Source organism: Arthrobacter sp. PL16, assembly GCF_035985055.1.
Taxonomy (GTDB): Bacteria; Actinomycetota; Actinomycetes; order Actinomycetales; family Micrococcaceae; genus Arthrobacter_D; species Arthrobacter_D cheniae.
In genome coordinates this window covers 338,939-362,967 of sequence record NZ_JAXCIC010000003.1, presented here as the reverse complement: position 1 = coordinate 362,967, position 24,029 = coordinate 338,939, and the positions used below count along the sequence as shown (strand labels likewise).

General features: G+C 66.7%; 22 protein-coding genes. 7 read left to right on the top strand and 15 right to left on the bottom strand.

Going from position 1 to position 24,029, the window contains the following annotated elements:
• Positions 1-96 precede the first annotated feature (96 nt).
• The 3 genes from RCH21_RS08890 to RCH21_RS08880 all read right to left on the bottom strand — a co-directional run bounded on the left by RCH21_RS08890 (position 97) and on the right by RCH21_RS08880 (position 2,477).
• A complete protein-coding gene (locus RCH21_RS08890) occupies positions 97-663 on the bottom strand; it encodes a single-stranded DNA-binding protein (RefSeq protein WP_120149835.1) in 567 nt (188 codons plus the stop codon).
• A gap of 60 nt (positions 664-723) precedes the next feature.
• A complete protein-coding gene (gene rpsF, locus RCH21_RS08885) occupies positions 724-1,029 on the bottom strand; it encodes a 30S ribosomal protein S6 (protein ID WP_043442549.1) in 306 nt (101 codons plus the stop codon).
• A gap of 167 nt (positions 1,030-1,196) precedes the next feature.
• Positions 1,197-2,477 (bottom strand): M18 family aminopeptidase, encoded by a 1,281-nt coding sequence (locus RCH21_RS08880; protein ID WP_326964050.1) that lies wholly within the window; start codon positions 2,475-2,477, stop codon positions 1,197-1,199.
• 256 nt (positions 2,478-2,733) lie between these two features.
• On the opposite strand from RCH21_RS08880, the gene RCH21_RS08875 reads away from it, so the two are divergent.
• A complete protein-coding gene (locus RCH21_RS08875) occupies positions 2,734-4,725 on the top strand; it encodes a chromosome segregation ATPase (RefSeq protein ID WP_326964049.1) in 1,992 nt (663 codons plus the stop codon).
• A gap of 276 nt (positions 4,726-5,001) precedes the next feature.
• Here the strand turns inward: RCH21_RS08875 and RCH21_RS08870 are convergent, their stop codons facing one another.
• The 10 genes from RCH21_RS08870 to RCH21_RS08825 form a co-directional block, all read right to left on the bottom strand.
• Positions 5,002-5,703, bottom strand: coding sequence for a response regulator (locus RCH21_RS08870; protein WP_120149838.1), 702 nt, complete (start codon positions 5,701-5,703; stop codon positions 5,002-5,004).
• The gene (locus RCH21_RS08865; RefSeq protein WP_326964048.1) at positions 5,651-6,973 is read right to left on the bottom strand and encodes a sensor histidine kinase; all 1,323 of its coding nucleotides are present in this window, start codon (positions 6,971-6,973) and stop codon (positions 5,651-5,653) included. Before RCH21_RS08865 ends, RCH21_RS08870 begins: the two co-directional genes overlap by 53 nt.
• 36 nt (positions 6,974-7,009) lie before the next feature.
• Positions 7,010-7,897: an ABC transporter permease gene (locus RCH21_RS08860; RefSeq protein ID WP_326964047.1), complete on the bottom strand. Its 888-nt coding sequence runs from the start codon at positions 7,895-7,897 to the stop codon at positions 7,010-7,012.
• Positions 7,898-7,899: 2 nt separating this feature from the next.
• Positions 7,900-8,847 (bottom strand): ABC transporter ATP-binding protein, encoded by a 948-nt coding sequence (locus RCH21_RS08855; protein ID WP_120149841.1) that lies wholly within the window; start codon positions 8,845-8,847, stop codon positions 7,900-7,902.
• Positions 8,848-8,997: 150 nt separating this feature from the next.
• Positions 8,998-9,783 carry an ABC transporter permease gene (locus RCH21_RS08850; protein ID WP_326964159.1) on the bottom strand — a complete coding sequence of 262 codons (786 nt, stop codon included), beginning with the start codon at positions 9,781-9,783 and terminating at the stop codon, positions 8,998-9,000.
• A gap of 89 nt (positions 9,784-9,872) precedes the next feature.
• The gene (locus RCH21_RS08845) at positions 9,873-10,862 is read right to left on the bottom strand and encodes an ATP-binding cassette domain-containing protein (protein WP_326964046.1); all 990 of its coding nucleotides are present in this window, start codon (positions 10,860-10,862) and stop codon (positions 9,873-9,875) included.
• A gap of 32 nt (positions 10,863-10,894) precedes the next feature.
• A complete protein-coding gene (locus RCH21_RS08840; protein WP_326964158.1) occupies positions 10,895-12,085 on the bottom strand; it encodes an MFS transporter in 1,191 nt (396 codons plus the stop codon).
• 20 nt (positions 12,086-12,105) lie between these two features.
• Positions 12,106-13,230 carry a hypothetical protein gene (locus RCH21_RS08835; RefSeq protein ID WP_326964045.1) on the bottom strand — a complete coding sequence of 375 codons (1,125 nt, stop codon included), beginning with the start codon at positions 13,228-13,230 and terminating at the stop codon, positions 12,106-12,108.
• A 197-nt stretch (positions 13,231-13,427) separates the two neighbouring features.
• A complete protein-coding gene (locus RCH21_RS08830; RefSeq protein ID WP_326964044.1) occupies positions 13,428-15,110 on the bottom strand; it encodes an ABC-F family ATP-binding cassette domain-containing protein in 1,683 nt (560 codons plus the stop codon).
• 49 nt (positions 15,111-15,159) lie between these two features.
• Positions 15,160-15,954 carry a response regulator transcription factor gene (locus RCH21_RS08825; protein ID WP_326964043.1) on the bottom strand — a complete coding sequence of 265 codons (795 nt, stop codon included), beginning with the start codon at positions 15,952-15,954 and terminating at the stop codon, positions 15,160-15,162.
• A 94-nt stretch (positions 15,955-16,048) separates the two neighbouring features.
• On the opposite strand from RCH21_RS08825, the gene RCH21_RS08820 reads away from it, so the two are divergent.
• From RCH21_RS08820 to RCH21_RS08800, 5 genes are all read left to right on the top strand, one after another.
• Positions 16,049-16,882, top strand: coding sequence for an alpha/beta fold hydrolase (locus RCH21_RS08820; RefSeq protein ID WP_326964042.1), 834 nt, complete (start codon positions 16,049-16,051; stop codon positions 16,880-16,882).
• A 119-nt stretch (positions 16,883-17,001) separates the two neighbouring features.
• A complete protein-coding gene (locus RCH21_RS08815; protein WP_120149849.1) occupies positions 17,002-17,445 on the top strand; it encodes a MarR family winged helix-turn-helix transcriptional regulator in 444 nt (147 codons plus the stop codon).
• Positions 17,446-17,602: 157 nt separating this feature from the next.
• Entirely contained in the window at positions 17,603-18,559 is a 957-nt protein-coding gene (locus RCH21_RS08810; RefSeq protein WP_326964041.1) for an aminotransferase class I/II-fold pyridoxal phosphate-dependent enzyme, read from the top strand.
• Positions 18,560-18,584: 25 nt separating this feature from the next.
• Positions 18,585-18,821 (top strand): hypothetical protein, encoded by a 237-nt coding sequence (locus RCH21_RS08805; protein WP_326964040.1) that lies wholly within the window; start codon positions 18,585-18,587, stop codon positions 18,819-18,821.
• 51 nt (positions 18,822-18,872) lie between these two features.
• Positions 18,873-19,604, top strand: coding sequence for a GAF and ANTAR domain-containing protein (locus tag RCH21_RS08800; RefSeq protein ID WP_120149850.1), 732 nt, complete (start codon positions 18,873-18,875; stop codon positions 19,602-19,604).
• A 153-nt stretch (positions 19,605-19,757) separates the two neighbouring features.
• On the opposite strand, the gene RCH21_RS08795 is transcribed toward RCH21_RS08800, so the two are convergent.
• The gene (locus RCH21_RS08795; RefSeq protein ID WP_326964039.1) at positions 19,758-21,983 is read right to left on the bottom strand and encodes a M1 family aminopeptidase; all 2,226 of its coding nucleotides are present in this window, start codon (positions 21,981-21,983) and stop codon (positions 19,758-19,760) included.
• 384 nt (positions 21,984-22,367) lie between these two features.
• Between RCH21_RS08795 and RCH21_RS08790 the strand changes: the two genes are divergently transcribed.
• Positions 22,368-23,159: an AfsR/SARP family transcriptional regulator gene (locus RCH21_RS08790; RefSeq protein WP_326964038.1), complete on the top strand. Its 792-nt coding sequence runs from the start codon at positions 22,368-22,370 to the stop codon at positions 23,157-23,159.
• 59 nt (positions 23,160-23,218) lie between these two features.
• On the opposite strand, the gene RCH21_RS08785 is transcribed toward RCH21_RS08790, so the two are convergent.
• Positions 23,219-24,025, bottom strand: coding sequence for a methylenetetrahydrofolate reductase (locus RCH21_RS08785; RefSeq protein WP_120149852.1), 807 nt, complete (start codon positions 24,023-24,025; stop codon positions 23,219-23,221).
• Positions 24,026-24,029: the final 4 nt, after the last annotated feature.

Here is a 24,029-nt window from a genome sequence, read left to right as displayed (position 1 = left end):
GCTTGGAGCCCGCAGAACGATTCTGCGGGATGGGACATGCCAGTCACGTGAGTGACTGCGGCAGGAGCCCCGGGGACGGGACTCTGCCTGGAGTTCCTAGAAAGGCGGCTCGGAGTCGGGGCCGTTGCCCCAGCCCTGCGAGTTCCCGCCTGCAGGGGCGCCCCATGGGTCCTCCGCGGGCTGCTGGGCCTGCTGGCCGCCGCCCCAGCCCGAACCGGAGTTCGAGCCGCCGGAGTTCCCACCGGAGTTGCCGCCACCTGAATTGCCGCCGAAGCCCCCGCCGTTCCCGCCGCCGGAGCGCTGGGTGCGGCTGACCTTCGCCGACGCATAGCGCAGGGATGGACCGATCTCGTCCACCTCCAGCTCCATGACGGTGCGCTTCTCGCCCTCTTTGGTGTCGTACGAACGTGACTTGAGTCGGCCCTGGGCAACCACACGGGTTCCCTTGGTCAGGGTCTCGGCGACATTCTCCGCAGCCTCACGCCATACCGAAGCCCGGAGGAACAGCGTTTCGCCGTCCTTCCAGTCATTGGTTTGGCGATCGAACGTACGGGGAGTGGACGCGATGGTGAAGTTGGCAACCGCTGATCCCGACGGCGTGAACCGAAGCTCGGGGTCGTTGGTGAGGTTGCCGATCACCGTGATGACTGTCTCGCCTGCCATGGTGCCTCCTGGAGTCACTACCCGCCGGAGCGGGATGGATGGGTGAGGGATCTGCCGAAACTACTCGGCGGAAACCTTCTGCTCCTCAGGACGGATGATCTTGGTGCGCATGATCGTCTCGTTGAGGCTCAGCTGGCGGTCGAGCTCGGAAGCCACGGCCGGGGTCGCGGTGAAGTTGACGACGGCGTAGATGCCCTCGGTCTTCTTCTGGATCTCGTACGCAAGGCGCCGGCGTCCCCAGATATCCACTTTGTCCACGGTGCCGCCGCCATTGCGGACGACATTCAGGAACTTCTCGAGTGTTGGGTCGATGGAGCGTTCCTCGACGTCGGGGTCGATGATTACCATCAATTCATATGCACGCATGTGTGAACCCACCTCCTCTGGGCTGAACGGTCGCGGTCTTTCCGCAACAGGAGGTTCTTTAGCGTTGGTCCGGCCGCCGTCAGCGGTATCTTCCGCTGCCCGGCTGTGGCACAGACGTATCAATGTTACCGGACGAAGCGGTGGGGACGAACTCCTGTGGAGAAGTCCTACCGGTCGCCGCGGAAGAACGCCGTCGTCGCCACGGTGAGGTGACCCGGGTCGTCGACCCCGCACAGTTCACGTGCCGAGTGCATCGAGAGCAGCGGCGTACCGACGTCGACCGTTCGGATCCCGAGCCGCGTGGCCGTCAGCGGACCGATGGTCGACCCGCAGGGCATCACGTTGTTGGAGACGAACTCCTGGTAGGGCACTCCGCTCGAACGGCACAGTGAGGCCCAGTAGGCGGCGCCGGGTGCGTCCGTGGTGTATCGCTGGTTCGCGTTGATCTTCAGGAGCGGCCCGCGGTTGAGGACGGGGAGGTTCACGGGGTCGTGCCGCTCGGCGTAGTTGGGGTGCACGGCATGACCGGCATCTGCAGACACACAGAACGACGACGCAAGGGCGCGCAGCCGCTCCTCCGCGCCGGACCCGAGGCCGAGCGAGATGCGCAGGAGCATGTCCTCGAGGAAGGGACCGCTGGCGCCGGACCGGGACCCACTGCCCACCTCCTCGTGGTCGAACGCGGCAAGGACCGCGATCGGCCCGTCTACGGGGCCACCCGACGAGGCGGCGATGATCGCCGTGAGGCCGGCGTGTACCGACGAGAGGTTGTCGAGGCGGCTGGAGGCGAGGAACTCGTCGTGCGCCCCGAAGACGCGCGGCTCCTGTGTGTCGGCGACGACGACGTCGAACCCGCCGACGTCGAAGGGGTCCACCCCCGCACCCGCGGCAAGGAGACCGAGGAGGTCGGCGTTCCCGGGGTCACCGAGTCCCCACACCGGATTCATGTGGCGCTGCTCGTCGAGCGCCAGGCCATCGTTCACTGCTCGGTCGAGGTGGATCGCGAGCTGCGGGAAACGGAGCAGGGGGCCCGTGGCCACGAGGTGTTCGGTGCCGTCATGCAGTGTCAGCCGGCCGGCGAGCGCCAGTTCGCGGTCGAGCCAGGAATTGAGGAGCGGCCCGCCGTAGACCTCGACGCCGGCCTGCAGCCACCCGTACTTCCCGGTGGTGGGCTTGGGCTTCAACTTGAACGAGGGAGAGTCCGTGTGGGCGCCGAGGATATGGAACCCCGTTGTCGGCCCGGCGGCCTTCGGTACGGTCCACGCAATCAGCGCGCCGTCACGGATGACGTAGAAGCCACCTGCACCGCCCTCCCAGGCGTCCTGCTCCGCCAGCTCGCGGAATCCTGCTGCGGCAAGCCGCCGCCCGGCCTCCGCCACAGCATGAAAACTGGACGGGGACGCAACGACATAGGCGCCGAGGTCCTGGATGTGCGCTGAAATGCTCATCCCCCGATTCAACCAGACCCTGATGAAGGCACCCCGGCGGATCCCAGTGCCGGCTCGCAACTGCAGTGCCGGCTCGCAACTGCGGTCGGTCCTCTATTCCCCGATTGCACCAGATTGTGCGGGCAGGTAGTTAAAGCGTGAAAAACGAGTACAGAGGCGAAAAGTTGCGTACCCGGTACTGTGTCTCCACGCAACTAATACCCGTACGTTCTGGAGGTCACCCTCAACGTTCCCTTTAGGTCTCCCAGGAGTTGCCTTGCGCAAAATCAATGCGAAATCCGTCCTTGTCCGCCGCGTTGCAAGCGCTGTCATCCTGCCCGGAGTCCTGACCAGCATGCTGGTTTTCGCCCCTCAGGCTTCAGCCACGACGAGCCCGACCACGGGCATCTGCAACGGTGTGACGAACCAGCTCGCGCACCGCGGGATGGTGCAGCCGAACCTGCTCAAGGCCGCAGCGCGTCAGAACTCCGCGCAGATCGCGACGCTGACCACCGAGCGGACCGCGCTGGTCACCACGCAGAACACCCTGACGACGCAGATCACCGCGGCTGAGAAGGAAATCGCCGCACTGGACGGCGAGCTCGCCACGCTGGTCGGTCAGATCGACACCGTCACGATGTCGCTGACCAAGCTCGAGTCCGACAAGGCGACCGTGACCGCCGCGATCGCGGCTGCGAACACCGAGCTCACGACGCTGCAGGGGCAGAAGACCACGCTGGAAGGCAAGATCACCCCGTTGCAGACCCAGCTGACCGCCGCGCAGAGCGAGCTGGCCGGGTTGACCACCCAGAAGGCCGGCGTCGTGGCGAGCCTCGCCACCAAGGAGGCCGAGCTGGCCGCCGCGAAGCTCAAGCTGGACAACCTGACCGCGACCGCGACGACTGCTCAGAACGCTGTGAACGCCCAGCTCAATGCGATCGACGCAGCAAGGGCGGAGCTGGCCGCAGTCGTCGCTCAGGGCGACGCCGCGCAAGCGGTTGTGGACGCTGCCGAGAAGAAGGTGGCGGACGCCCGCACCGAGCTGGTGAGGCTTGAGGGTGTCGCCAAGACCGCGGACACCAACGCCGCCGCAGCGACCGCTGCGGTCGTCACGGCGGAGGAGAACCTCCGCCTGGCCCAGCAGAGCGTGACCACCTTGACGCAGCAGATCGGCGCGATCGACGCCAGGCTCCCGGGGCTACAGACAGAAATCGCGGGTCTGCAGGGTGACATCACCACCAAGGACGCCGAGATCGCCGCGAAGCAGAAGGAGATCGCTGCCGCCACTGCGACGCCGGTCGCCGACGCAGCCGCGCTGCGGATCCAGCTCGCCGCCCTTGAGCTCGAGCTCAAGGAGCTGAAGGGCAACTCGGACAAGAAGAAGCAGGAGCTGAACGCCGCGATCACCGCCAAGAAGGCCGAGATCGCCGCCGCCGAGCTGGCAGCTGCCAACAAGACCGCGCTGATCAACGCTCTGAACGGTGACCTGACCAAGCTGCAGGGCCAGCTCGCGACGCTGAACTTGCAGCTGTCGGGCAAGCAGCAGGAGTCCAGCAACCTGCAGCAGCAGCTTCCTGGGCTGCAGACCAGCCTTGCCGGCGCCAACCAGCAGCTCACCAGCGCCACCACGGACCTGGCCGACGCCAAGACGGCGCAGACCGCCGCGAACACCGCGCTGACCAACGCCAACACCGCGGTGACCGCGCAGAAGGCCGAGATCAAGAGTCTGGAGGACCTGCTGGCGGCTGGAGAGGGCGATCTCGATGCGATCAAGGCGGACATCCTCCGCGAGCAGGGCGAGCTCAAGGCTCTTGAGGACGCTTTGCCGGGGCTGCAGGCCACACTCACTGCGGCGAACAACGCAGTGACCGCGCAGACCACCGAGGTCACCAGGGTCGACGGTGAGGTCAACAAGCTGGTCGCCAGCCTCGGAACGGTCAACACCGCGATCACCGCGGCGGAGAACACCATCCTGTCCCTGCAGAACCAGCTCACCCCGCTGCAGACCTCGCTGAACACGATCAACAAGACGATCAGCGACACGGAGGCGGCGCTCACCACCGCCAAGGCTGACCTGAGCGCTCTCGACGCCAAGATCGTCACCGAGTCCGCGACGCTGCGGACCCTGGAGAGCGCCAAGAAGGTCAACCGCGACGCCGTCGCCGCCCAGAAGGTCGTCCTCTCCGGTCTGCAGTCCCAGTACAAGACGGTCCTGGACCGCATCGCCGTCATCGACGGGACGATTGCCCTGGGCGGTTGCCTCGTCTGATTGATCGCAACACCCCGAAGCGCCCCAGGAGCCGACTCTCCTGGGGCGCTTCGCTGTCTGCCTGCGATGCACCACGGACCAGGCGCGCTCACGCGCCACGAGCTCTTGCACGACCTGCCCGAGGAACCGCAGCGTCAGCCCTGGCCCCTCTCGTGCGCCTAATAGCGCGTTGTAGCGTTCGGTGACCTCTCAAAGGCCGCAGGGTGCCGTCCTGGACGACCTGCAGTACAGGCCTCTACCGGGGCTCTCTCTATCCGGTCACAGGTCCTAGGAGTGTCAGTGTGCCGGCCCCGGCACCACGATGCCGTTCTCGTAGGCATACACCACGGCCTGGACGCGGTCCCGCAGATCGAGCTTCGTGAGGATGCGCCGCACGTGGGTTTTGATCGTCGCCTCCGACAGGAAGAACCGGCCGGCGAGCTCGGCGTTCGACAGTCCCTCCGCTATGGCCTCCAAGACCTCGCGCTCCCGCGGCGTCAACTCCACGAGCCGACGATCCGGCACCCTCGTCGAATGCGCGGACGGCAGGGAGCGGACGTAGGTCTCGAGCAGCCGCTGCGTGACGCGGGGTGCGACGACGGCGTCCCCGCTGGCCACCACCCTCACGGCATGGACCAACTCCTCGGGGGCCACATCCTTGAGCAGGAAGGCGGAAGCGCCCGCCTGGAGCCCCGCGAAGGCATATTCGTCGAGGTCGAACGTGGTGAGGATGATGATGCGGGCGCTCGAGCCTGAAGCGGTGATTTGGCGGGTGGCCTCGATACCGTCGCCCTGCGGCATCCTCACGTCCATCAGCACTACATCCGGCGCCAGCTCGGCGGCCAGCCGCACGGCCTCGCTGCCGGTCGATGCCTCTCCGGTGATCTCGAGGTCCGGCTCGCCCTCGAGGATGAGCCTGAAGCCCATCCTCAGGAGGGGCTGGTCGTCAGCGAGCAGAACCCTGATGGGTGTGCCCACCGTGCTGTGCTGCGTGGTCATCCTTCTCATTCCCCCGTTGGTTCCCCGCTCCGCCGTCGGCATCGGGGACTGTCAGTTGCACCTCGACGATCCAGCCACCCGAAGGGCGGACGCCGCACTCGACCTCGCCACCGTAGATGGCGGCCCGCTCACGCATGCCGGCGATGCCCTGACCGGATCCGAGCGACACCACCGGACCCATGACGCCCCGGCCGTCGTCGGCGACCCGCAGGGACACGGCGTGGCCTGCCCTGGCGATCGAGATGTCCACCAGCGTAACCCCCTTGCCGTACCTCAGGACGTTGGTGAGCGACTCCTGCAGGATCCGGTACACGGTCAGCTGGAAGGCTGGATCGTCCGGCAGCCTCGGGCCGCTCGTGGTCACTCTCAGAGGCAGTCCCGCCGCGCGGAAGCCGTCGAGGAGCTGGGTCAGCGAGCTCGACGCCGGTAATGGTTCGAGTGACCCGCCGGCGGCCTCCGCCCGGAGGACCCCGAGGACACGCCGCATGTCCGCGATGGCGGCGCGGCCCGTCCTGGAGAGTTCGCCGAGGACGGCGGAGGCGCGGTCCGGGTCGCGTTTCATGACGACGGCAGCGCCGTCGGAGAGCGCGACCATCACCGTCAGGGAGTGCGCGACGACGTCGTGCATCTCCCGCGCGATCCGGTTCCGTTCCCCCGCCGAGGCGAGCTCGGCGTTGCGGGCGGCCCACTCGCGCATCTCGCTTTCGTGCTCGCGGTCGCGGCGGACCGTCACCCCGACGCCGACTGCGACGGCCAGGAACATGACCACGAATCCGCTGAGCAGCCAGATCACCCCCGGCGTCTCCTCGTATGCCTCTGGTGGAATGAGGAACAGCGAGGCGACGGAGAGTGTCGACGCCGCAGCGGCCGCGAAGAGCGCCGTGCGCAGCGGGTAGGTCACGGCTACGGCGTAGAGCGCGAACATCGTCGCGATGCCGCTGCTGCCCGTGCCCTCCGTCAGGATGCTCATGGGGATGTCGAGGACGGCGACGACGGCCAGGACGAGGAGCGGATGGTCCCGGCGGAAGACGAGCGCCGTCGCGGAGATGACCACCCCTGTGAGGCCGAGCCATTTCCCCTGCTCCACGATGAGGATCACTGCGCTGGGTATGGCCAGGAACAGGAACGCGAGGATCACGACGATGTCCATTGCCCTCGGATGCCTACGGAAGAACCGCCGGATGGGGCCGAGCCGGCGGGCATTGAGCTCGGTGAAGGATACCGCGGCCGTTCTTTCCGCGGTGTCCTTCACCGAGGGCCTGTCAATCATCGGCCGGAGCAAGGAGCGTCGTCAGTGGCTTCGTCGCTACACGTCCCGCTTCTTCGCCGTGACGAGCGCTACCACCAGCAGGACGAGGGCCCATGCTCCCATCACCAGGCCACCCTCCCACTGGGTCAGCGCCTCATCTGCAGTCGTGACGGCGACCATCTGCGTTCCCGCGTCCGCGGGAAGGAAGCGTGCGGCGTCGGGGATCCAGTCGGCAAGACCCGAGATGAGCTGCACGATGATCGGCAGGACGAAGAAGATACCTACTGCGGTGACCACACCTCCGGCCGTATTGCGGAGCAGGATGCCGATGGACATCGAGATCACCGCTACGAGCGCGAGGAAGGTCCCGGTGTTGATGACGCTGGCGAAGACGCCGTCCTCGGTGAGCGCGAAATCGAGATTCTCGCTCTGCAGGATCAGCTGGGCGATCAGGTAGGACAGGAACGCACTCGCGAATCCGACGAGGAAGGCAACCACTGCGACGATGACGGCCTTCGCCAGGAGGGCCGGGGTGCGTTTCGGTACCGCGACCATCGTGGACTGGATCATCCCTGTGGCCCATTCGGAGGCGATCAGGACCACGGCGAGCGATGCGATGAGCAACTGTCCGAACACCAGCCCCGATGACGGCGTCGTCAACGCCTGGAAGGCGGCACTCCCCGGTCCTTCGGTGGGGGCCTGGAACTCGGCTGGCACGCTCGGGTCATTGATGGACTGCGCCATGATGGTCAGTGACCAGGCGAAGAGGGCCGCGAGCCCCACCATCACGACGACGGTGGAGGCGATCAGGATGACGGTCGAGGGGACGGTGGTGACCTTGATCCATTCGGACCTCAGGACACGTCCGAAGGTGACGCCGGAGCCGGTAGTGCTGGGCTGCCGCGGCCTCTGCTGGGCCGGGGCTGGTGAGATCGACGTGGCCATGGTCAGCGTCCTTCCACTGGTGCCGTGGTCTGGCCGACGGCAGGCAGGTCATGTGAGTGGTATTCGACTTCGGTCTGGGTGAGCTGCATGTAGGCATCCTCGAGGGAGACCTGGAGCGGCGTCAGTTCGTACACGAGGACGCGCTCGCGCAGGGCGACCTCCGCGATGCGGCGGGCATCGACACCGGTGATCTCGATCAGTTCCGGTTCCAGCACCTGTGAGGTGACTCCTTCTCCCGCGAGACTCCCGAGCAGATCCTGGGGGCGGTCGGCTCTTACCCTCACACGCGCCCTGCCCTGGCCGTCGATGATCGATTGGATGGGGGCGTCTGCGATGATCCGACCGCGGCCGATGACGATGAGGTGATCAGCCGTCAGCGCCATCTCCGACATGAGGTGCGAGGACAGGAAGACGGTACGACCCTCGGAGGCGAGTCCCCTGGCGAGGTGCCTCACCCACTGCACGCCCTCAGGATCAAGGCCGTTGACCGGCTCGTCGAGGATGACGGTGTGTGGATCGCCGAGGAGGGCTGCCGCGATGCCGAGTCGCTGACCCATTCCGAGCGAGAACCCACCGACCCTCTTCTTCGCGACGGGGCCGAGACCGGTGAGTTCGATGACCTCCTTGACGCGGCTGTTGGGGATGCCGTGCGTCGCCGCCATGGCCCGGAGGTGGTTGTAGGCGGAGCGCTTGGTATGCACGGCCTTGGCGTCCAGCAGCGCTCCCACCTCGCGGAGGGGCGCCCGGTGCTGCGCGTAGGGCCGACCATTGACCGTCACACGGCCGCCACTCGGAAGGTCGAGGCCCACGATCATGCGCATCGTGGTGGACTTGCCGGCTCCATTGGGGCCGAGGAACCCGGTCACCTTGCCCGGATGCACGGTGAAGGAGACGGCGTCGACGGCGGCCTTCGCGCCGTACCGCTTCGATAGGGCCTGTGCCTCGATCATGGGTGCTTCCTTCGACTGGTGGTGACACGGATCCCGCGTGCGCGGAGTCCCGGTACAACCCACAGTAGGCCTGGGGCCGGTGACGGGTCACCGGCCCCAGGGATGATCACGGACGGGAGGGGCGTACCTCTTTCGGACGACCACCCCGCATCACCGGGAGCTGATCGACGCGAACTTGCGCACGCAGAGGGGCACGAAGACGACCAGCATGAGGGCGGCGCCGATCAGGACCGTCAGGAGTGCGTTCTGCATCGGCCAGGCGTCAGGAACGGGAACCGTCCCCGTGTTCCCGAACAACTCCCTCACGGCCTGAACCAGTGCGGAGACCGGATTCCAGTTGGCGAACGTCTCCAGCGGACCCGGCAGATTCTGCGCCTGCACGAAGGCATTCGAGATGAACGTGAACGGGAACAGGATCATGAAGGACGCGTTGTTGATGACCTCCGGGGACTTCACCGACATCCCGAGCAGCGCCATCACCCAGCTGAACGAGTAGGAGAAGAGCAGCAGGAGGCCGATCCCCGCGAGTGCGCTGCCGACAGAGGTGTTGACTCGCCAGCCGACGAGAAGGCCGGTGCCCATCATGATGATCACCGAGAGCGTGTTGAGCACGAGGTCGCTGTTGGTTCGACCGACCAGGACAGCTGACGAACTCATGGGAAGCGTCCGGAAGCGGTCGATGATGCCGTCCTTGAGGTCCTGGGCCATCGCCGAACCCGAGAACGTCGATCCGAAGATCACGGTCTGGGCGAAGATTCCGGCCATCAGGTACTGCGTGTAGTTGCTGCCTTCCACCTGGATGGACCCGCCGTAGATCTGGCTGAAGAGCAGCACGAACATGATGGGCTGGAGGATCGCGAAGACCAGCATGTCCGGCGAGCGCTTGAGCTTGGTGAGGTTCCGCTTGGTGACGGTCCAGCCGTCGGAGAACCACATGGCGAGATCCGTCGGCGGTTCCAGCGGTGCCGGGCGGTGGGACCGGGGCTGCTGGTTCTCGGGCTGCCTACCCTCGGGTGCGATGACACTCATGCTGCCGCCTCCTTCTGGTGTGCTGTTTCGTCGGTGTCCTCGGTTCGGCGGCCCGTCAGCGTGAGGAAGACATCGTCGAGGCTGGGGCGCCGCATGCCGGCGTCGTGCAGGTCGATGCCGCTCTCGCCGAGGTCGGACAGGATGTACTGGAGTGCCCGCGGGCCGTCGATGACCGCGACCTCGATGCTGCGGCCGTCGTCCCCGATGACGGGTTCGCCGTCGCCGTGTCGGCCGAGGATCTGCCGCGCGGCAGGTGCGTCGGAGGCATCGACGAGGGACACCACCGCCCGGTGTCCACCGATCTGGGCCTTGAGCTGGTCCGCAGTCCCCTCGGCGATGGTCCTGCCGCCGTCGATCACCGCGATGTCGTCGGAGAGCTGGTCCGCTTCCTCGAGGTACTGCGTGGTGAGCAGCAGCGTGGTGCCGTCCCTCACAAGGTCCTTGATGATGCCCCACAGGGACAGCCGGCTCCGCGGATCCAATCCGGTGGTCGGCTCGTCCAGAAACAGGATCTTCGGGTGGTTGACGAGGGCTCCGGCTAGGTCGATCCGCCGCCGCATGCCGCCGGAGAAGCCCTTGACCGGCCGGTTGCCGGCTTCGGTCAGCTCGAACTGGTCGATGAGCTCCTGTGCACGGCGCTTCGATTCACGCGCGCCCAGGTGGTAGAGCCGCCCCACCATCTCGAGGTTCTCGAACCCCGTCAGGTTCTCGTCCACGGCCGAGTACTGCCCGGAGACGCCGATGATGCGGCGTGCGGCCTTCGGGTCCCGCAGGACGTCGATGCCGTTGATGTGCGCCGTGCCGGCCGTCGGCTGGATGAGGGTGGTCAGGATCTTGACCACGGTGGTCTTTCCAGCACCATTCGGCCCGAGCAGAGCCTTCACCGTTCCCTGGGGAACGGAGAGGTCCATGCCGTCCAGCGCGTGGACCGGCCCACTCTTCGATGGATATGTCTTCTTCAGACCTTCTGCCTCGATAATCGCCATGCCGAAAGGCTAGGACCGCAGGCAGGGCTTTCCTAGTGCCGTTGGTCAGAAGCTGTCCGCAATGGTGTGGCGGGAAGAGCGGCCCGCTCGCGAGCTGCCGGAGCCACCAGAAAGGACGCGAGGACCGCGATCCCGACGGCGAGCAACGCATTCCGGATACCGACGACATCGCCGAGGAAACCGATGAGGGGTGGACCTGCGAGGAATGCCGTGTAGCCGATGGTGGAGACGACGGAGACGCGCGCTGCCGCTCGCTCGGGCTCATCAGCGGCCGCCGACATCCCCATGGGGAAACCGAGGGCAGCACCCGCACCCCAGAGGATCGCTCCGAAGGCGGCGAGGGGCACGCCCGGCGCGGCCACGAACACCACGAGCCCCACGAGGGAGGTACCGAGGCTTGCCTGCAGCACCCGCACGCGACCGAAGCGGTCGATCAGTCCTCCGCCCACGAAGCGCAGCGCCGTCATCGCCGCGACGAACACGGCGAACATGATCGCGCCCGTGCTCTCGCTGGTGCCCAGTCCGTCGACGCTGGCCTTGGCGACCCAGTCGTTCGCAGCCCCCTCGGTCAGGGCGGCCCCGAGCACCACGAGGCCGATCAGCAGCGTGCGCGGCTCGCCCCACGCCCCGAACCCCCTGCCGCGGGCGCCGTCGTGCGCCGTCCCTGATCCGGCCGACGTCGCCTCGGGCAGGAAGTGGCGGGGCGTCCAGAAGGAGACGGTGAGGCTGAGGACGGCAACGGCGACGAGGTGCACCGAGAGACCCACACCCAGCGCGGACAGACCCGCCCCGACCAGCGCCCCCACGAAAGCCCCTCCGCTGAACGCGGCATGGAATCGCGGCATGATGGTCCGGCCGACCAGGCGCTCGACGTCGGCCCCCTCGATGTTCTGGCCCACGTCCCAGAGCGCTACCCCGCACCCGAACAGGAACAGGCCCACGGCCACCAGGGGCACCGACACGGCGGCCAGGCCCATCGCCACGGCACCTGCCGCAATGGCAGCAGCGGCCCCACCGATGCGGACGGTGCCGGCGGTGCCGAACCTCGCGGCGAGGATGCCGGCGAGGGGAAGGGACAGGACCGAACCGATGGCGCCCACGAGCAGGAGCGCGCCCGTCTGGCCCGAGCCCAGGCCGAGGGTGTTCGAGGCGGCGGGGATCCGTGCGGCCCAGCTCGCGAAAACGAGACCGTTCAGCCCGAAGATGGCGTAGGTGGCGAACATTGCGGCTCGGACGGCTGGCTTCACCTAAGCAACCGTAGGCGGACACGCCGCGGGCCACAAACGGGACGCTTCCACGGAACGCCCTGGTCCAGCTCCACCTGCAGCTCCTCGCCGGCCACCGTCACCGTCGCACTGATCAGCAGGGTCTGCGTATCCTCCGCGCGCTCCCACCGCGGCGGCTTGGTGCGGTCGAACTCCGTGTTGCGCTCGTACGAGAACGTGGCCTCGGCGTCAACGGACCTGAGACCGTACACGCCGGGCTCGTAGGACTCCTCGAACACGAAGGTGGGCTCCCTGTCGAGTGTCCAGCGAGGGCCCCTGACGTCCTCCGGATCGCCGAACATGAAGGACCGGTTGGGGCATCCTCCCGGGGCCGGCTCCGTGCTGGCTACGCATGCGGCCAGCCTCTCGGTGACCCTGGCGATCGCCTCGGACTCGGCTGCCGGCGTCGCTTCGGCCCGGAACAGGACGCCGCTCGGGGCGGAGTCGGCGTCCACCGACACCGTGATCCGCTGCTCGTCGCCGTAGGACTGGTAGGTGGACGGCGCGGGCGGCGAGACGACATAGTCCCCGGGAAGCGCCGGCAGGGCGACCGACCTCAGGCCGGCGTAGGGCCCGGTTCCGCCCGAGGGCAGTGCCACCTCCGCACCGTTCACGGTGACGGCCTGAAGGTCCTCGGCAACCACCATGCTGATGTCCCGGACTGGCTCGGGGCCGTCCAGTCGCCACTCGTCGAAGAGCAGCGCCGCCCTTCCGGTGCGCGTGAGGGTGAAGTCGACGCTCGTGGTCAACCCTCCCTGCACCACATCGGCCGTCACAGTGGCCGTGCCGTCGGTGGTGGAGACGTCCTGCACCTCGTAGCCGGAGAGGCGCCCCCCTGCCTCACCGTAGACGGCGTCGGACAGGAGTGCGTCCTCGTCCTCACCCACACCGCTGCTGATGAGGGTGCGGGACAGGTCGGCGTCCCCCGCCACAAGGGCATCGAGGTAGGCCTCGACCGGCCGGTGGGGCCCGAACGCAGAGGTATTGACGACGTTGACGGTGACGAATCCCGCGATCAGGACGATGAGGACACCGGCGCCACCGAGGGCGGTCGCCCTGACACGCCGGGCCTTCGAGGGAACCCTGAGTACATCCGCTGACACCGGTGCATCAGCTGATAGCCCTGTCGCGCCCGTCTCCATCGATCCCCCGTTCCGGTCGGCTCCGGCATCCGTCGACGCCGCCGTTCACTGTACAAGGACGCACTGCGCACAGCGGAAGGCGCGGCGCGTGGTAATTCCCGTCGAACTTATCCACCGATTGTGGATAACCCTGTGGGTAGCGTGTGGACGAGCGCAGTTCAGCGCGCCCGGGCCACCCTGCTCTCGTCCCAGACGGGTTCCTTCGTCTCATAGACCTTGCCGTCTGCGCCGAAGACGAGGAACCGGTCGAAGCTCCGTGCGAACCAGCGGTCGTGCGTCACGGCTATGACCGTTCCCTCGAACGCGTCGATGGCGTGCTCCAGTGCCTCCGCCGAGTGCAGGTCCAGGTTGTCCGTCGGCTCGTCGAGCAGCAGGAGCGTGGCGCCGGAGAGTTCCAGCAGCAGGATCTGCAGGCGGGCCTGCTGGCCCCCGGACAGCGAATCGTAGGATTGCTCGGCCTGCGGTGCCAGCCCGTAGCGGTCGAGTACGGCGGAGGCGGCCTCACGGCCCAGCCCCGACCGGTGCTCGTCACCGCGGTGGAGGATGTCGATGAGCGTGCGCCCGAGGAGGTCGGCGCGCGAGTGCGTCTGCGCAAAGAAGCCCGGCCGGATCCGCGCACCCAGCTTCACGGAGCCCTCGTGCGGAACCGGCGCGATATCGACGTCGGACACCGGCATGTGCTCCTTGTCCGGATCCGAGCCGCCACTGGCCAGCAACCGCAGGAAGTGGGACTTGCCGGAGCCGTTGGAGCCGAGCACCCCGACACGGTCCCCGAACCAGACCTCCGTGCTGAACGGCTTCATGAGGCCGGTCAGCTCGAGCTTCTGGGCCACGACGGCGCGCTTGGCGGTTCGTCCGCCCTGCAGCCGCATGGAGACGTTCTGCTCGAGGGGGATCGCTTCGGGCGGCCCTGCCTCGAGGAATTTCGCGAGCCGCGTCTGCGCGGCATGATACCTGTTGGCCATGTCGGAGCGGAACGCAGCCTTGTTCTTGTACATGTTGACGAGTTCCTTGAGCTTGAGGTGCTCCTCGTCCCAGCGCTTGCGCAGTTCCTCGAATCGCGCGTTCCGGTCCTCCCGCGCCTTCAGGTAGGTCTTGAACCCACCGCCGTGCGTCCACGACGACGCTCCGAGGGCCCCGGGCTCGAGGGTGACGATGCGCGTTGCCGCGTTGGCGAGGAGCTCGCGGTCGTGGCTGACGAAGAGCACGGATTTCTTCGAGTCGCGGAGCTTCGCCTCCAACCATCGCTTGCCGGGGACGTCGAGGTAGTTGTCCGGCTCGTCAAGGAGGAGGAGTTGGTCCGGACCGGAGAACAGGGCCTCCAGCACCAGCCGCTTCTGCTCACCGCCGGAGAGCGACGACGCTGCCCGGTACTGGGCCCGGTCGAAGGGGACGCCGAGCGCCGCCATGGTGACCTCGTCCCAGGTGGTCTCCAGCTCGTAGCCGCCTGCATCGCCCCAGTCGGCGATCGCCTGCGCGTATGCCATCTGCGTGGGCTCGTCGTCGGCTTCCATCATGGCCAGTTCTGCGGCATCGATCCTTGCCGCCGCCGCGGACAGGATCGGCGGGGCTGCGGTGACGAGCAGGTCGCGGACCGTGGTGTCATCGCGCACCTGTCCGACGAACTGCCGCATGATGCCCATGGTGCCGGAGTGGCTGACTGAGCCCTCGTCGGGCACCAGGTCACCGGAGACGATACGCAGGAGCGTGGTCTTGCCGGTGCCGTTCGGGCCGATCAGCGCCGTCTTGTGTCCGTCACCGACCTTGAAGGACACGCCGTTGAGCAGTTGCCTGCCGTCGGAAAGGAAGTAGTCGATGCCGGAGATGTCGAGGTGTGCCACCCCTCCAGTCTTCCATCCAGGAACGAGCCGGCTGCACGCGCGCCCGCACTCAGCGCTGGGCGTCGACCGGCATCATCCGGTAACCGACTCCACGCACGGTGCGGATGAACCGGGGGGCGGTCCGGTCCTCTCCGAGTTTCTTCCGCAGGTTCCGGATGTGGACCTCGACGAGGTGGTGGTCCTGGCTCCAGCCGTCTCCCCACACCCGGCTGAGCAGTGCTTCCCTCGTCCAGACGCGCTGGGAACCGGTCATGAGGGTCTCGAGGAGGTCGAACTCGATACGGGTCAGCGCGAGCTCCCGGCCGTCCAGGGTGACGACGCGTCCCTCGACGTCCATCAGGAGGCCGTCGTGGCGGAGCATCTCGTTGCCTGCGAATCGGCTCCCGACCTCGGGCACCGCCGTCGTACCTGCGGTCGGCTGTCCGCCCGTCATCGTGCCCGACGCCGCCGCCATCGCCGCGCCCGTGCGGGGACGGCGGAACATCGCCGACACCCGCGCCGAGAGCTCCCGTGGGCTGAAGGGCTTGCCAAGGAAGTCGTCCGCTCCGGTTTCGAGGCCGACCAGCCGGTCGATCTCGTCCTGCCGGGCGGTCACCATGACGATGTAGGCATCGCTCACCGCCCGGCACTGACGACACACCTCGACGCCGTCGAGGTCCGGAAGGTTGAGGTCGAGCGTGATCAGGTCGGGCTGGTGCTCCCGCACGGCCAGCAGGCCTTCGTGTCCGGAGGACGCCTCGACGATGGTGAAGCCGTTCATGCGCAGCGTGGTGCAGAGCAGTTCACGGATATCCGGATCGTCCTCGACGATCAGCGCCGTGCGCTGCTGCGGGGTAACGGACATGATCCAAGAATTTCATACATCGGTCCCGGGCAGGGCCAGGCGCGATACTTTTCCGGCTTCTCCAGAGGCCTGCCCGGCACCGTAGAATTCCCGGATGTCCTCCGCCAGCCTCTCCACCGCGCAGGTGAACGGGTTCACGGTCCGCGTGCACTCCACGCCGGGACCGGAGGACTCGTCGCCGCCCCGGGGTCCTTACGTCCTCGTCCACGGCCTCGGCATGACCCACCGCTATCTCGACCGGCTTCGCGGCGCACTGGCGGCTGACGCCGTCGTGCACTCCTTGGACCTGCCCGGCTTCGGTCGGGACCCGCAACCGCGCGTGCACCTCGGCGTGGAGGACCACGCAGCACTGATCATCGGGACGCTCGGCGTATTGGGCATCAGCTCCTGCACCCTGGTGGGGCACTCGATGGGTGTGCAATTCGTCACAGCTACCGCCCTTCAGGCACCCGCCGTCGTGGAGCGGATCGTTCTCATCGGGCCGGTCGTCGATCGGCTTCGACGCACCGTGATGCAGCAGGCGGTGTCGCTCGGGCAGGACACGTTTCGCGAGAGTGCATCCGCCAACCTGATCGTGTACACGGACTACGTGCGGACGGGACTCCGCTGGTACATGCGCCAGCTGGTACCCATGATGGAATACCCGCTGGAGCGTGCCGTCGAGCGCGTGGGCTGTCCGGTGCTGATCATCCGAGGCGGACGGGATCCGGTAGCGCGACGGCGGTGGTGCCGGGAACTCGCGGACCGTGCCCAGGACGGTGCCCTGGTCGAGATCGGGGGCCAGCCACACGTCGTGCAGCACTCTGCCGCGGGCGCTGTCGCGGCGGAGATCGCGGCCTTCAGCCGGCGGTCCACGAGGACCGGAGCGCGCCCCTTGACCCAAGCTTCGGACGGGTCGGCGGTAGAACTTGAAGATTGGGGCGCATAGTAGACGTACAACAGTTGGTTCCGTCCGTTGTTTCACCGATCAGCTGCAACGACACGACACCCGGCCGAGCTGGTAAGCAGTACCGGCCGGGTGTTCCAAGTCCTCTGGAGGAACATCGCATGTCCGAATTGGAAGAGTGGTCAACCAGCCGCCTGCTCACTACTGCCGCACGTCTCGTCGACCACGCGTGGAACGAGAGGCTGCTGAACATCGGAATCACTCACGCCGGTTACACGACGCTCGGTGTCCTCTCCCGCGAGGGCACGATGACGGGAGCAAAACTCGCTCTCGCGGTGCACGTCCAGGCGCAGACCATCGGCAAGACCATCGAGAAGCTCGAACGCCAGGGCTTCATCTCCCGCATCCGTGACAGCATCGATCGCCGGAGCCAGCGGATCACCATCAGCCCTGCCGGTACCCACGCCCTCGCTCAGGCCGAGGACATCGAGCGCACCCTGATGGTCGGAGAAGGCCTCGAGTCCTTCGAGCTGCGCAGCCTTCTGCACGGCATCGTCGGTGAACTCGCTCCGCAGCGGCAGAAGCCGACAGCCGCCATCGTCTGATCGACGGCCCCTGATCTTTCCGAACCACCGAGAACGGCGGTCCTTCTGGACGGCCGTTCTTATGTCACCCGACCCGCCCTACACAGAGGGGCTGCCAGCGGTGCGCCAATTCCTCCTTGACGTGCCCTGACCTGCTTGACAGGTTTGATCGATCAGTATGCTTAGTAGTCGATCGAGGGAACCTGGCGAGCAGACCTTCAAGTCCGACGTCCTCGCCAGTTCGGGGCTCGATGACAGGACGACGTCCCACGGCTACCTCCAGCGGGCCCAGGACCTCATGGCGGACGCGGTCGGAGTGGATATGACGTTCTTCTCCACCTGCGGCAGCTCGCTGGCCGTGAAGTCGGCCATCCTTGCCGTCACCCATGGCGAAGGCGAGATCCTGATCGGCCGCGATGCCCACAAGTCCATGGTGTCAGCGCTCGTGCTCGGCGGTCTGCAGCCCCGGTGGATCCGCCCGAGCTGGGACAACGAGCTGAAGCTCGCCCATCCGCCCACTCCCCGAGAGGTTGAGGCGATGTGGGAGAAATACCCTGATGCGTCAGCTGCGCTCATCGTGAGCCCGACGCCCTATGGGACCTGCGCCGACATCGAGGCGATCGCCAAAATCTGTCACGACCGCGGCAAGCCGCTGATCATCGACGAGGCGTGGGGGGCTCAGCTTCCTTTTCATTCCGACACCCCCACCTGGGCGATGTCCGCCGGTGCGGATGTCTGCGTCGTGAGCGTCCACAAGATGGGCACAGGCTTCGAGCAGGGCTCCGTCTTCCACTTCCAGGGAGATCTCGTGGACCCAATCCGGCTCGCGCACTGCGCGGACTTCCTCGCGACCACGAGCGCGAGCACCCTGATCTATGCGGCGATGGACGGCTGGCGACGCCAGATGGTCCAGGACGGGCACGACATGATCGACCGCGCCCTGGCCCTCACGCGCCGTGTCCGGGAACAGATCGAGGAACTGCCCGGCCTGCACGTGCTCGAGGAGGAGCTCACCTCCCACGAGGCCTCGAAGGATCTCGACATCATGCACATCCTGGTCGACGTGTCCGGCCTGCGGATCACCGGTTACCAGGCCCACGACTGGCTGCGGGAGAACTGCCGGCATTCCCGATGAGGGCGAACTGGATCTGGAGACCGTCATGCTGCCGCGCGATGCCTTCTTCGGACCGGTCGAGGATATCCCCGTGGAGGATTCGGTCGGCCGGATCGTCGCGGAACTCGCGACGCCGTATCCCCCGGGTGTCCCCGTCTTCCTGCCCGGCGAGCGCATCAACGAGGCCGCGGTGAGGTACCTGCGAAGCGGCGTCGAGGCCGGGATGGTGCTCCCCGACCCGGGCGACGCCTCCCTGAGGACCATCCGCGTGGTGAAGGAGTAGGCCGGGCGGGTCTTTGCTAGACAGTCTAACTAGGTGCCGTAAAATGTCCGGGTGAACGACGAACAGAACGAAGCTACGGCGATCGCTCGACTGCAGGACCTCATGCTCAGCAACGAGAGCGTGGACCAGTTCCTCGATGACCTCGCCAGCCTCTCCTCCCGGGTCCTGGGTGACTCGGTCGAGGTCCAGTGCGGGGTCACCTACCGCCACCGGAACCTGGCGACGACAGTGGCCTGCAGTAGCGACGAGGCGCGTGTTCTGGACGAGATCCAGTACGGCTTCGGCGACGGCCCCTGCCTGCACGCCATCAGCACGGGCAGCACCGTGGTTGTCGACGACGTCCGTACCGATGGCCGCTGGCCGGACTACTTCGAGGTGGTGGCCGGCCACGAGTTCTTCGCCATGATGGGCGTTCCCCTGGTCCTCGGACCCGATGGCGGGGCGGCGCTCAACTTCTATGCCGCGAAGCCACAGACCTTCACGAGCAGTGCCCAGGTACTCGCGGAAGGCTTCGCCCTACAGGCGGCCAAGGCGCTCCAGATGGTGCTCCGTGTGTCCAGGCACGCCAACACCTCGTCGAACCTGAAGGCGGCCATGGAGTCGAGGACGACCATCGACATCGCGATCGGCATCGTGATGGGCCAGAACCGCTGCACCCAGGCCGAGGCGTACACCATCCTCAACCGCGCCTCGAACGCCCAGAACGTGAAGGTGCGGGATATCGCCCAGCGGATCGTCGCCGGTATCTCCGCGGAACCGGCCCGGACGCATTTCTCCACCTGACCGGGAGGGCCCGCATCTTGATGGCTGGTGAAGCGGTTGGGGGACGTGGGGCGATCAGGGTGGGTATGAGCGCGGTGGGCTCCCTGAACCAGGAACCGCAGGTAACGCCCTTCCGCGAGGGCGTTACCTGCGCACTGGAGTTGTGCCGCTGGGTCAGCGGCTCTTGCCGTCGCCGGTCCTGCGTTCGAGGCTCCGGACGGCCGGTGGCACATCGCTGACGCCGGGTGCCGCACTGGTGCCGGGTGCCGCGCTGCGCGCCTCCGCCGCCACCAGACCGGCCGGCTTTTCGCCGCTGAACAGCCATTCGTCGAAGAGCGGGCTCAGTTCCTCGCCCGAGATTTCCTCGGCGAGGGTTATGAACTCGTCCGTGGACACGTTGCCGCCGGCGTTGAGTTGCGCCCACTCGCGCAGGATACGGAAGAAATCCTTCTCGCCGACCGCTTGCTGCAGCGCGTGCATGGTCATGGCGCCCCGGGCGTAGACCGCGTAGTCGAAGAGTGCGTCGGCCCCAGGATCGCCGATCCTGACGCTCCAGAACGGACTGTCAGCAGGAATCGAGGCAAAGGAATCAAAGATCTCCTGTACGGTTCCCAGGCCTTCGCGTTCACTCCACAGCCATTCGGTGAAAGTGGTGCTTCCCTCGTTGAGCCAGATATGCCGCCAGTCCTCAACGGAGACACTGTTGCCCACCCACTGGTGCGCCAGCTCGTGCACCACCACGGAATCGCCCAGTTGCTGGTTGGTGAAGAAATCCCTGGCGTAGATGGGCCGCGTCTGGTTCTCCAGAGCGAAGCCCAGCCCCCGGAAGTCGTCCACGATCCCGCCGGCGTCCCCGAACGGATACCGGCCGAAGTAGCCTTCGAGGAACTCGATGATCTCCGGCTGTCTGGCGAAGGAGGCCCGCACGTTCTCACCGATGCCCGGGGGAGAATCGGCCGTTACGATCCAGTCGTTCTCGTTGCCCGGGCTACCCGCAGGCGGACCGGGTACGGTCCACCCGTCCAGGGTATTGTCGTCGTCCTCGAAGGAGGTGCTGCCCTCGCCCGAGGAGACCACCACATCGTCGACGAACACGCCGGGGCGCGGAGTGATACCCACGTAGCTGATGGACACTTCGACGTTCTTGCCTGCGAAGCCGGCCAGGTCGACCGACCACTGTTCCCAGCCGTCGCTGGCACCGCTGGCAGCCCGCCATGCGCCGGAACTGCCCGCCGCCGTGCAACCGCCTGTACCGTTGTCCGTCTGATAATGCGTCAGGAACGGATGGAGTTCGTGCCACGCGGGGCAGACCGCGCCTGTCTCCTCAGAAGTGTGCCCGTTGGCATCGGGCAGGGTCGTCCAGTCGTCGGCACCGGCCGTACGGGCCTCCACGAAGACGAAGTCCCAGTTGGACTCGGTGTCACGGGTCAGCCAGAAGGACAGTTGCGCCCCGCCGGCCGGGACGGTGATGGTTCGGGTGAGCCGTTTGTAGGAATTGTCCGCTGCCTGGGACCAGGCGAAATCGGTGCCGGTCCGCGGTTCCGCCACCGGGTCGAAGAGGTCGGGGTCCAGCGCGTCGAGGTAGTTGATCCCCTCCACCTCGTACTGATCGAAGTCCCACTCCCCGACACTGGCCGTGGCGAGGTAGGACGCCATCGGTTCGCGCGCCTCCCAGGTCCAGGTCGTGAGGCCGTCCCGGGTCCGTTCGTCCCGCAGGCGCCCGTTGGCCACGACTTCGAGCCCTTCGGGAACGGTGATCCGGAAGGTGTAGGAGGCCTTGTCCAGCGGATGGTCATTGACCGGGAACCAGGTCGCTGCCACGTGCGGCTGCCCGATGACCAGGGAGCCGTCGTCGGTGTGGAAGAATCCGGATTGCCCGAACTGGTCGGTGAGGGGTTCCGGAACGCCGTCGTAGCGTACCTCGGTGATGAATCGACTGCCGTCCCTGATACCTCGTGGCGGAGTAACGGTGAGTTCGCCGGCGTCGTGCGTAAATTCGGCCGAACGGTCCTTGACCGTCACCTCGCGGACGGTCAGGCCCTCCAGGTCCAGGTTGAAGGCCGAGAGATCCTGTGTGGCTTCGGCGGTGATGGTCGCCGTCCCGCCCAGCACGTCGGTCAGCGGATCGTAGCTCAGATCCAACTCGTACTGTTCGACGTCGTAGCCGCCGTTGCCGTCGAGCGGAAAATAGGAATCACCCAGCCCGGGTGTCCCGGGCTGGAAATCATTGCCGCCCTGGGAGGACTCCTCCTGGGCCGATCCCGGGGATACTTCGGTGGCTGCGGCGGCGGGGGCCGGAAGTGCGGCCACGCACAACAGCAGCGCCGTTAGCGTTGCCGTGCGACGGCGCCCGCCGGCGGTATGGGGGACGGGTCCGGCGGCCGGGGGTTGAGGTGACATCGACAATTCCTGCTTTCCCAGGTGGAAGGTGCTGCCGCCCACGACCATGGAGCAGCTGTATCTCGCAGCTACCTTGGCGGCGGGCCCGGACGACCGAGGCGGGCGCCGAGGTTCCATTGCACCGCCGGTAGCGTTACCGCGGCGTTACTGCGCCGTTACCACCCGCATCTCCCACGACGAGGCGGCGAGCGGTCGCAGCCGGTCGCCGGGCGGTCGCCATCGCTGCGGACGGCAGCCGAGTCGATTCGAGCTGATACAGAGGTTGAAGGAGTCCAGGGAAATGAGCGGGGCGAAATAGTGCGAGGTCCCGTTGACACCGTCCAGCGGGGTGAGGATCGTAGTTCCTGCACACCCCATCGTTCCGACGAACCGGAATCAGGTTCCATGGGCAACTCCGACTATGGAGAATTCAGACTCCACCTTCTGCGGACCTGGATGCTCTACAGGCATGGAGTGATCGTTCACGTCGCTACACGCCAGCAGCGTCTTGTCGCTGCGCTCGCCGTGAAGGGCCCAAGCCTTCGAAGTCACCTCGTCGGTCTGCTGTGGCCGGAGTACCCCGACGCAAAGGCCCTGGAAAGTTTACGGGTCAGCATGCACCTGGTTTCCCGTCAGCTTCCGGGCCTGATCGTGAATGACGGCCCGATGCTGTCCCTGAGCGACCGGGTCGACGTGGATCTGCACACTGTCCGAGCGCGTCTTCGAGATTTCAGGAGCGTGACCTCAGAGGTATGTGCAGCCGCACTGTTGGGTGATCTGCGCGATGCAAGGCTATTACCCGGTTGGTATGACGACTGGGTCGTGTTCGAACAGGGCCGGTTACAGCAAGAGCGTCTTCGCGCCTTCACCGTCATCGCCAGGCAGTCCCTCGACCAAGGACACTGCGAAACCGCAGGCGCGGCCGCCGAGGCGGCTTTGGAGATCGAACCTCTGTATGAGGCGGCTGTCCGAATACTCATCGAGGGTCAGTTGCAGCACGGCAATCCTGCCGCAGCGCTTCGGAATTACCAGCGCTACCAGGAAAAACTTGAGGAAGACATGGGACTCCGACCTTCCGATTCACTCACTGAACTCGTCACTGGTGTCCTAGCCGGGCAAGCGCATGCAGCGAAGGAACGCCCAGCTCGAGCCAACACGTCCCGGCTCCGCGGAAAGCCACTGTTGAACCACACGTAGCACTCCCGTGGCACCGCCTGAGCGGTCGTCCTACCCAGCAGGACACTGCGTACAGGGATCTATGCGGGCGCCCCGGTCAGGCCTGACGCAGCCAGCTCCGCGAGGTCGTTGAAGCTGTAGACATGCAAACCCTCGTAGCCGGCGCCGTCCAGCGCGTCGACCAACGGCGCCGGATCGTAGGACGCAGACGAGAGCAGTTGCCGGACCACGGACCCGGTATTGGCACCTCCGGCGGAACGCTTGACGAAACCGAGGGACTGGCCCACCCCGATGTTCCCGGCCAGGCGCAGCAGTCGGCTCATGCGGACGGGGCCGGGAATTCCGGCCCATACGGGCAGGGTGACGCCGTCGCGCCGCAAGCGTGCGGGATAGGCCCTCAGTGTCTGCTGCGAAAAACAGAGCTGCGTGACGCACCAGGAGGCGAGCTCCTGCTTGGCACGGAGCGCCGTCGCCAACTCCTCGTCCCCGGTGGCCGGATGACCCTCCGGGTAGACGGCGATCCCCATGCCCAGCGCACCGGCGGACAGTTCCGCGATGTCCTCCATCAGCGCCCCGCTCCAGGCGTAGGGGCCCGCAGCCTCCGCAGCGTCGCCGCCGATGACGAAGACGTCGCTGATGCCGGCGTCCAGGCACTGGGCCACGTAGCGGCCCACGTCGGCACGGTTCCCTATCGAGCGCGCGGCCAGGTGCGGAATGACGGTGTACCCCGCATCGGCCAACTGCACCGCCACCTCGACGGCCTCGCGCGGCCCATGATGCGGCAGACACGTGACGGTGACGACGGCGGGAGCCGCAAGGTGGGTGCGCAGACGCTCGACGAGGTCCTTCCCGGGGATGACCTCGACCCGAACAGGCACGTCAATCACGGAG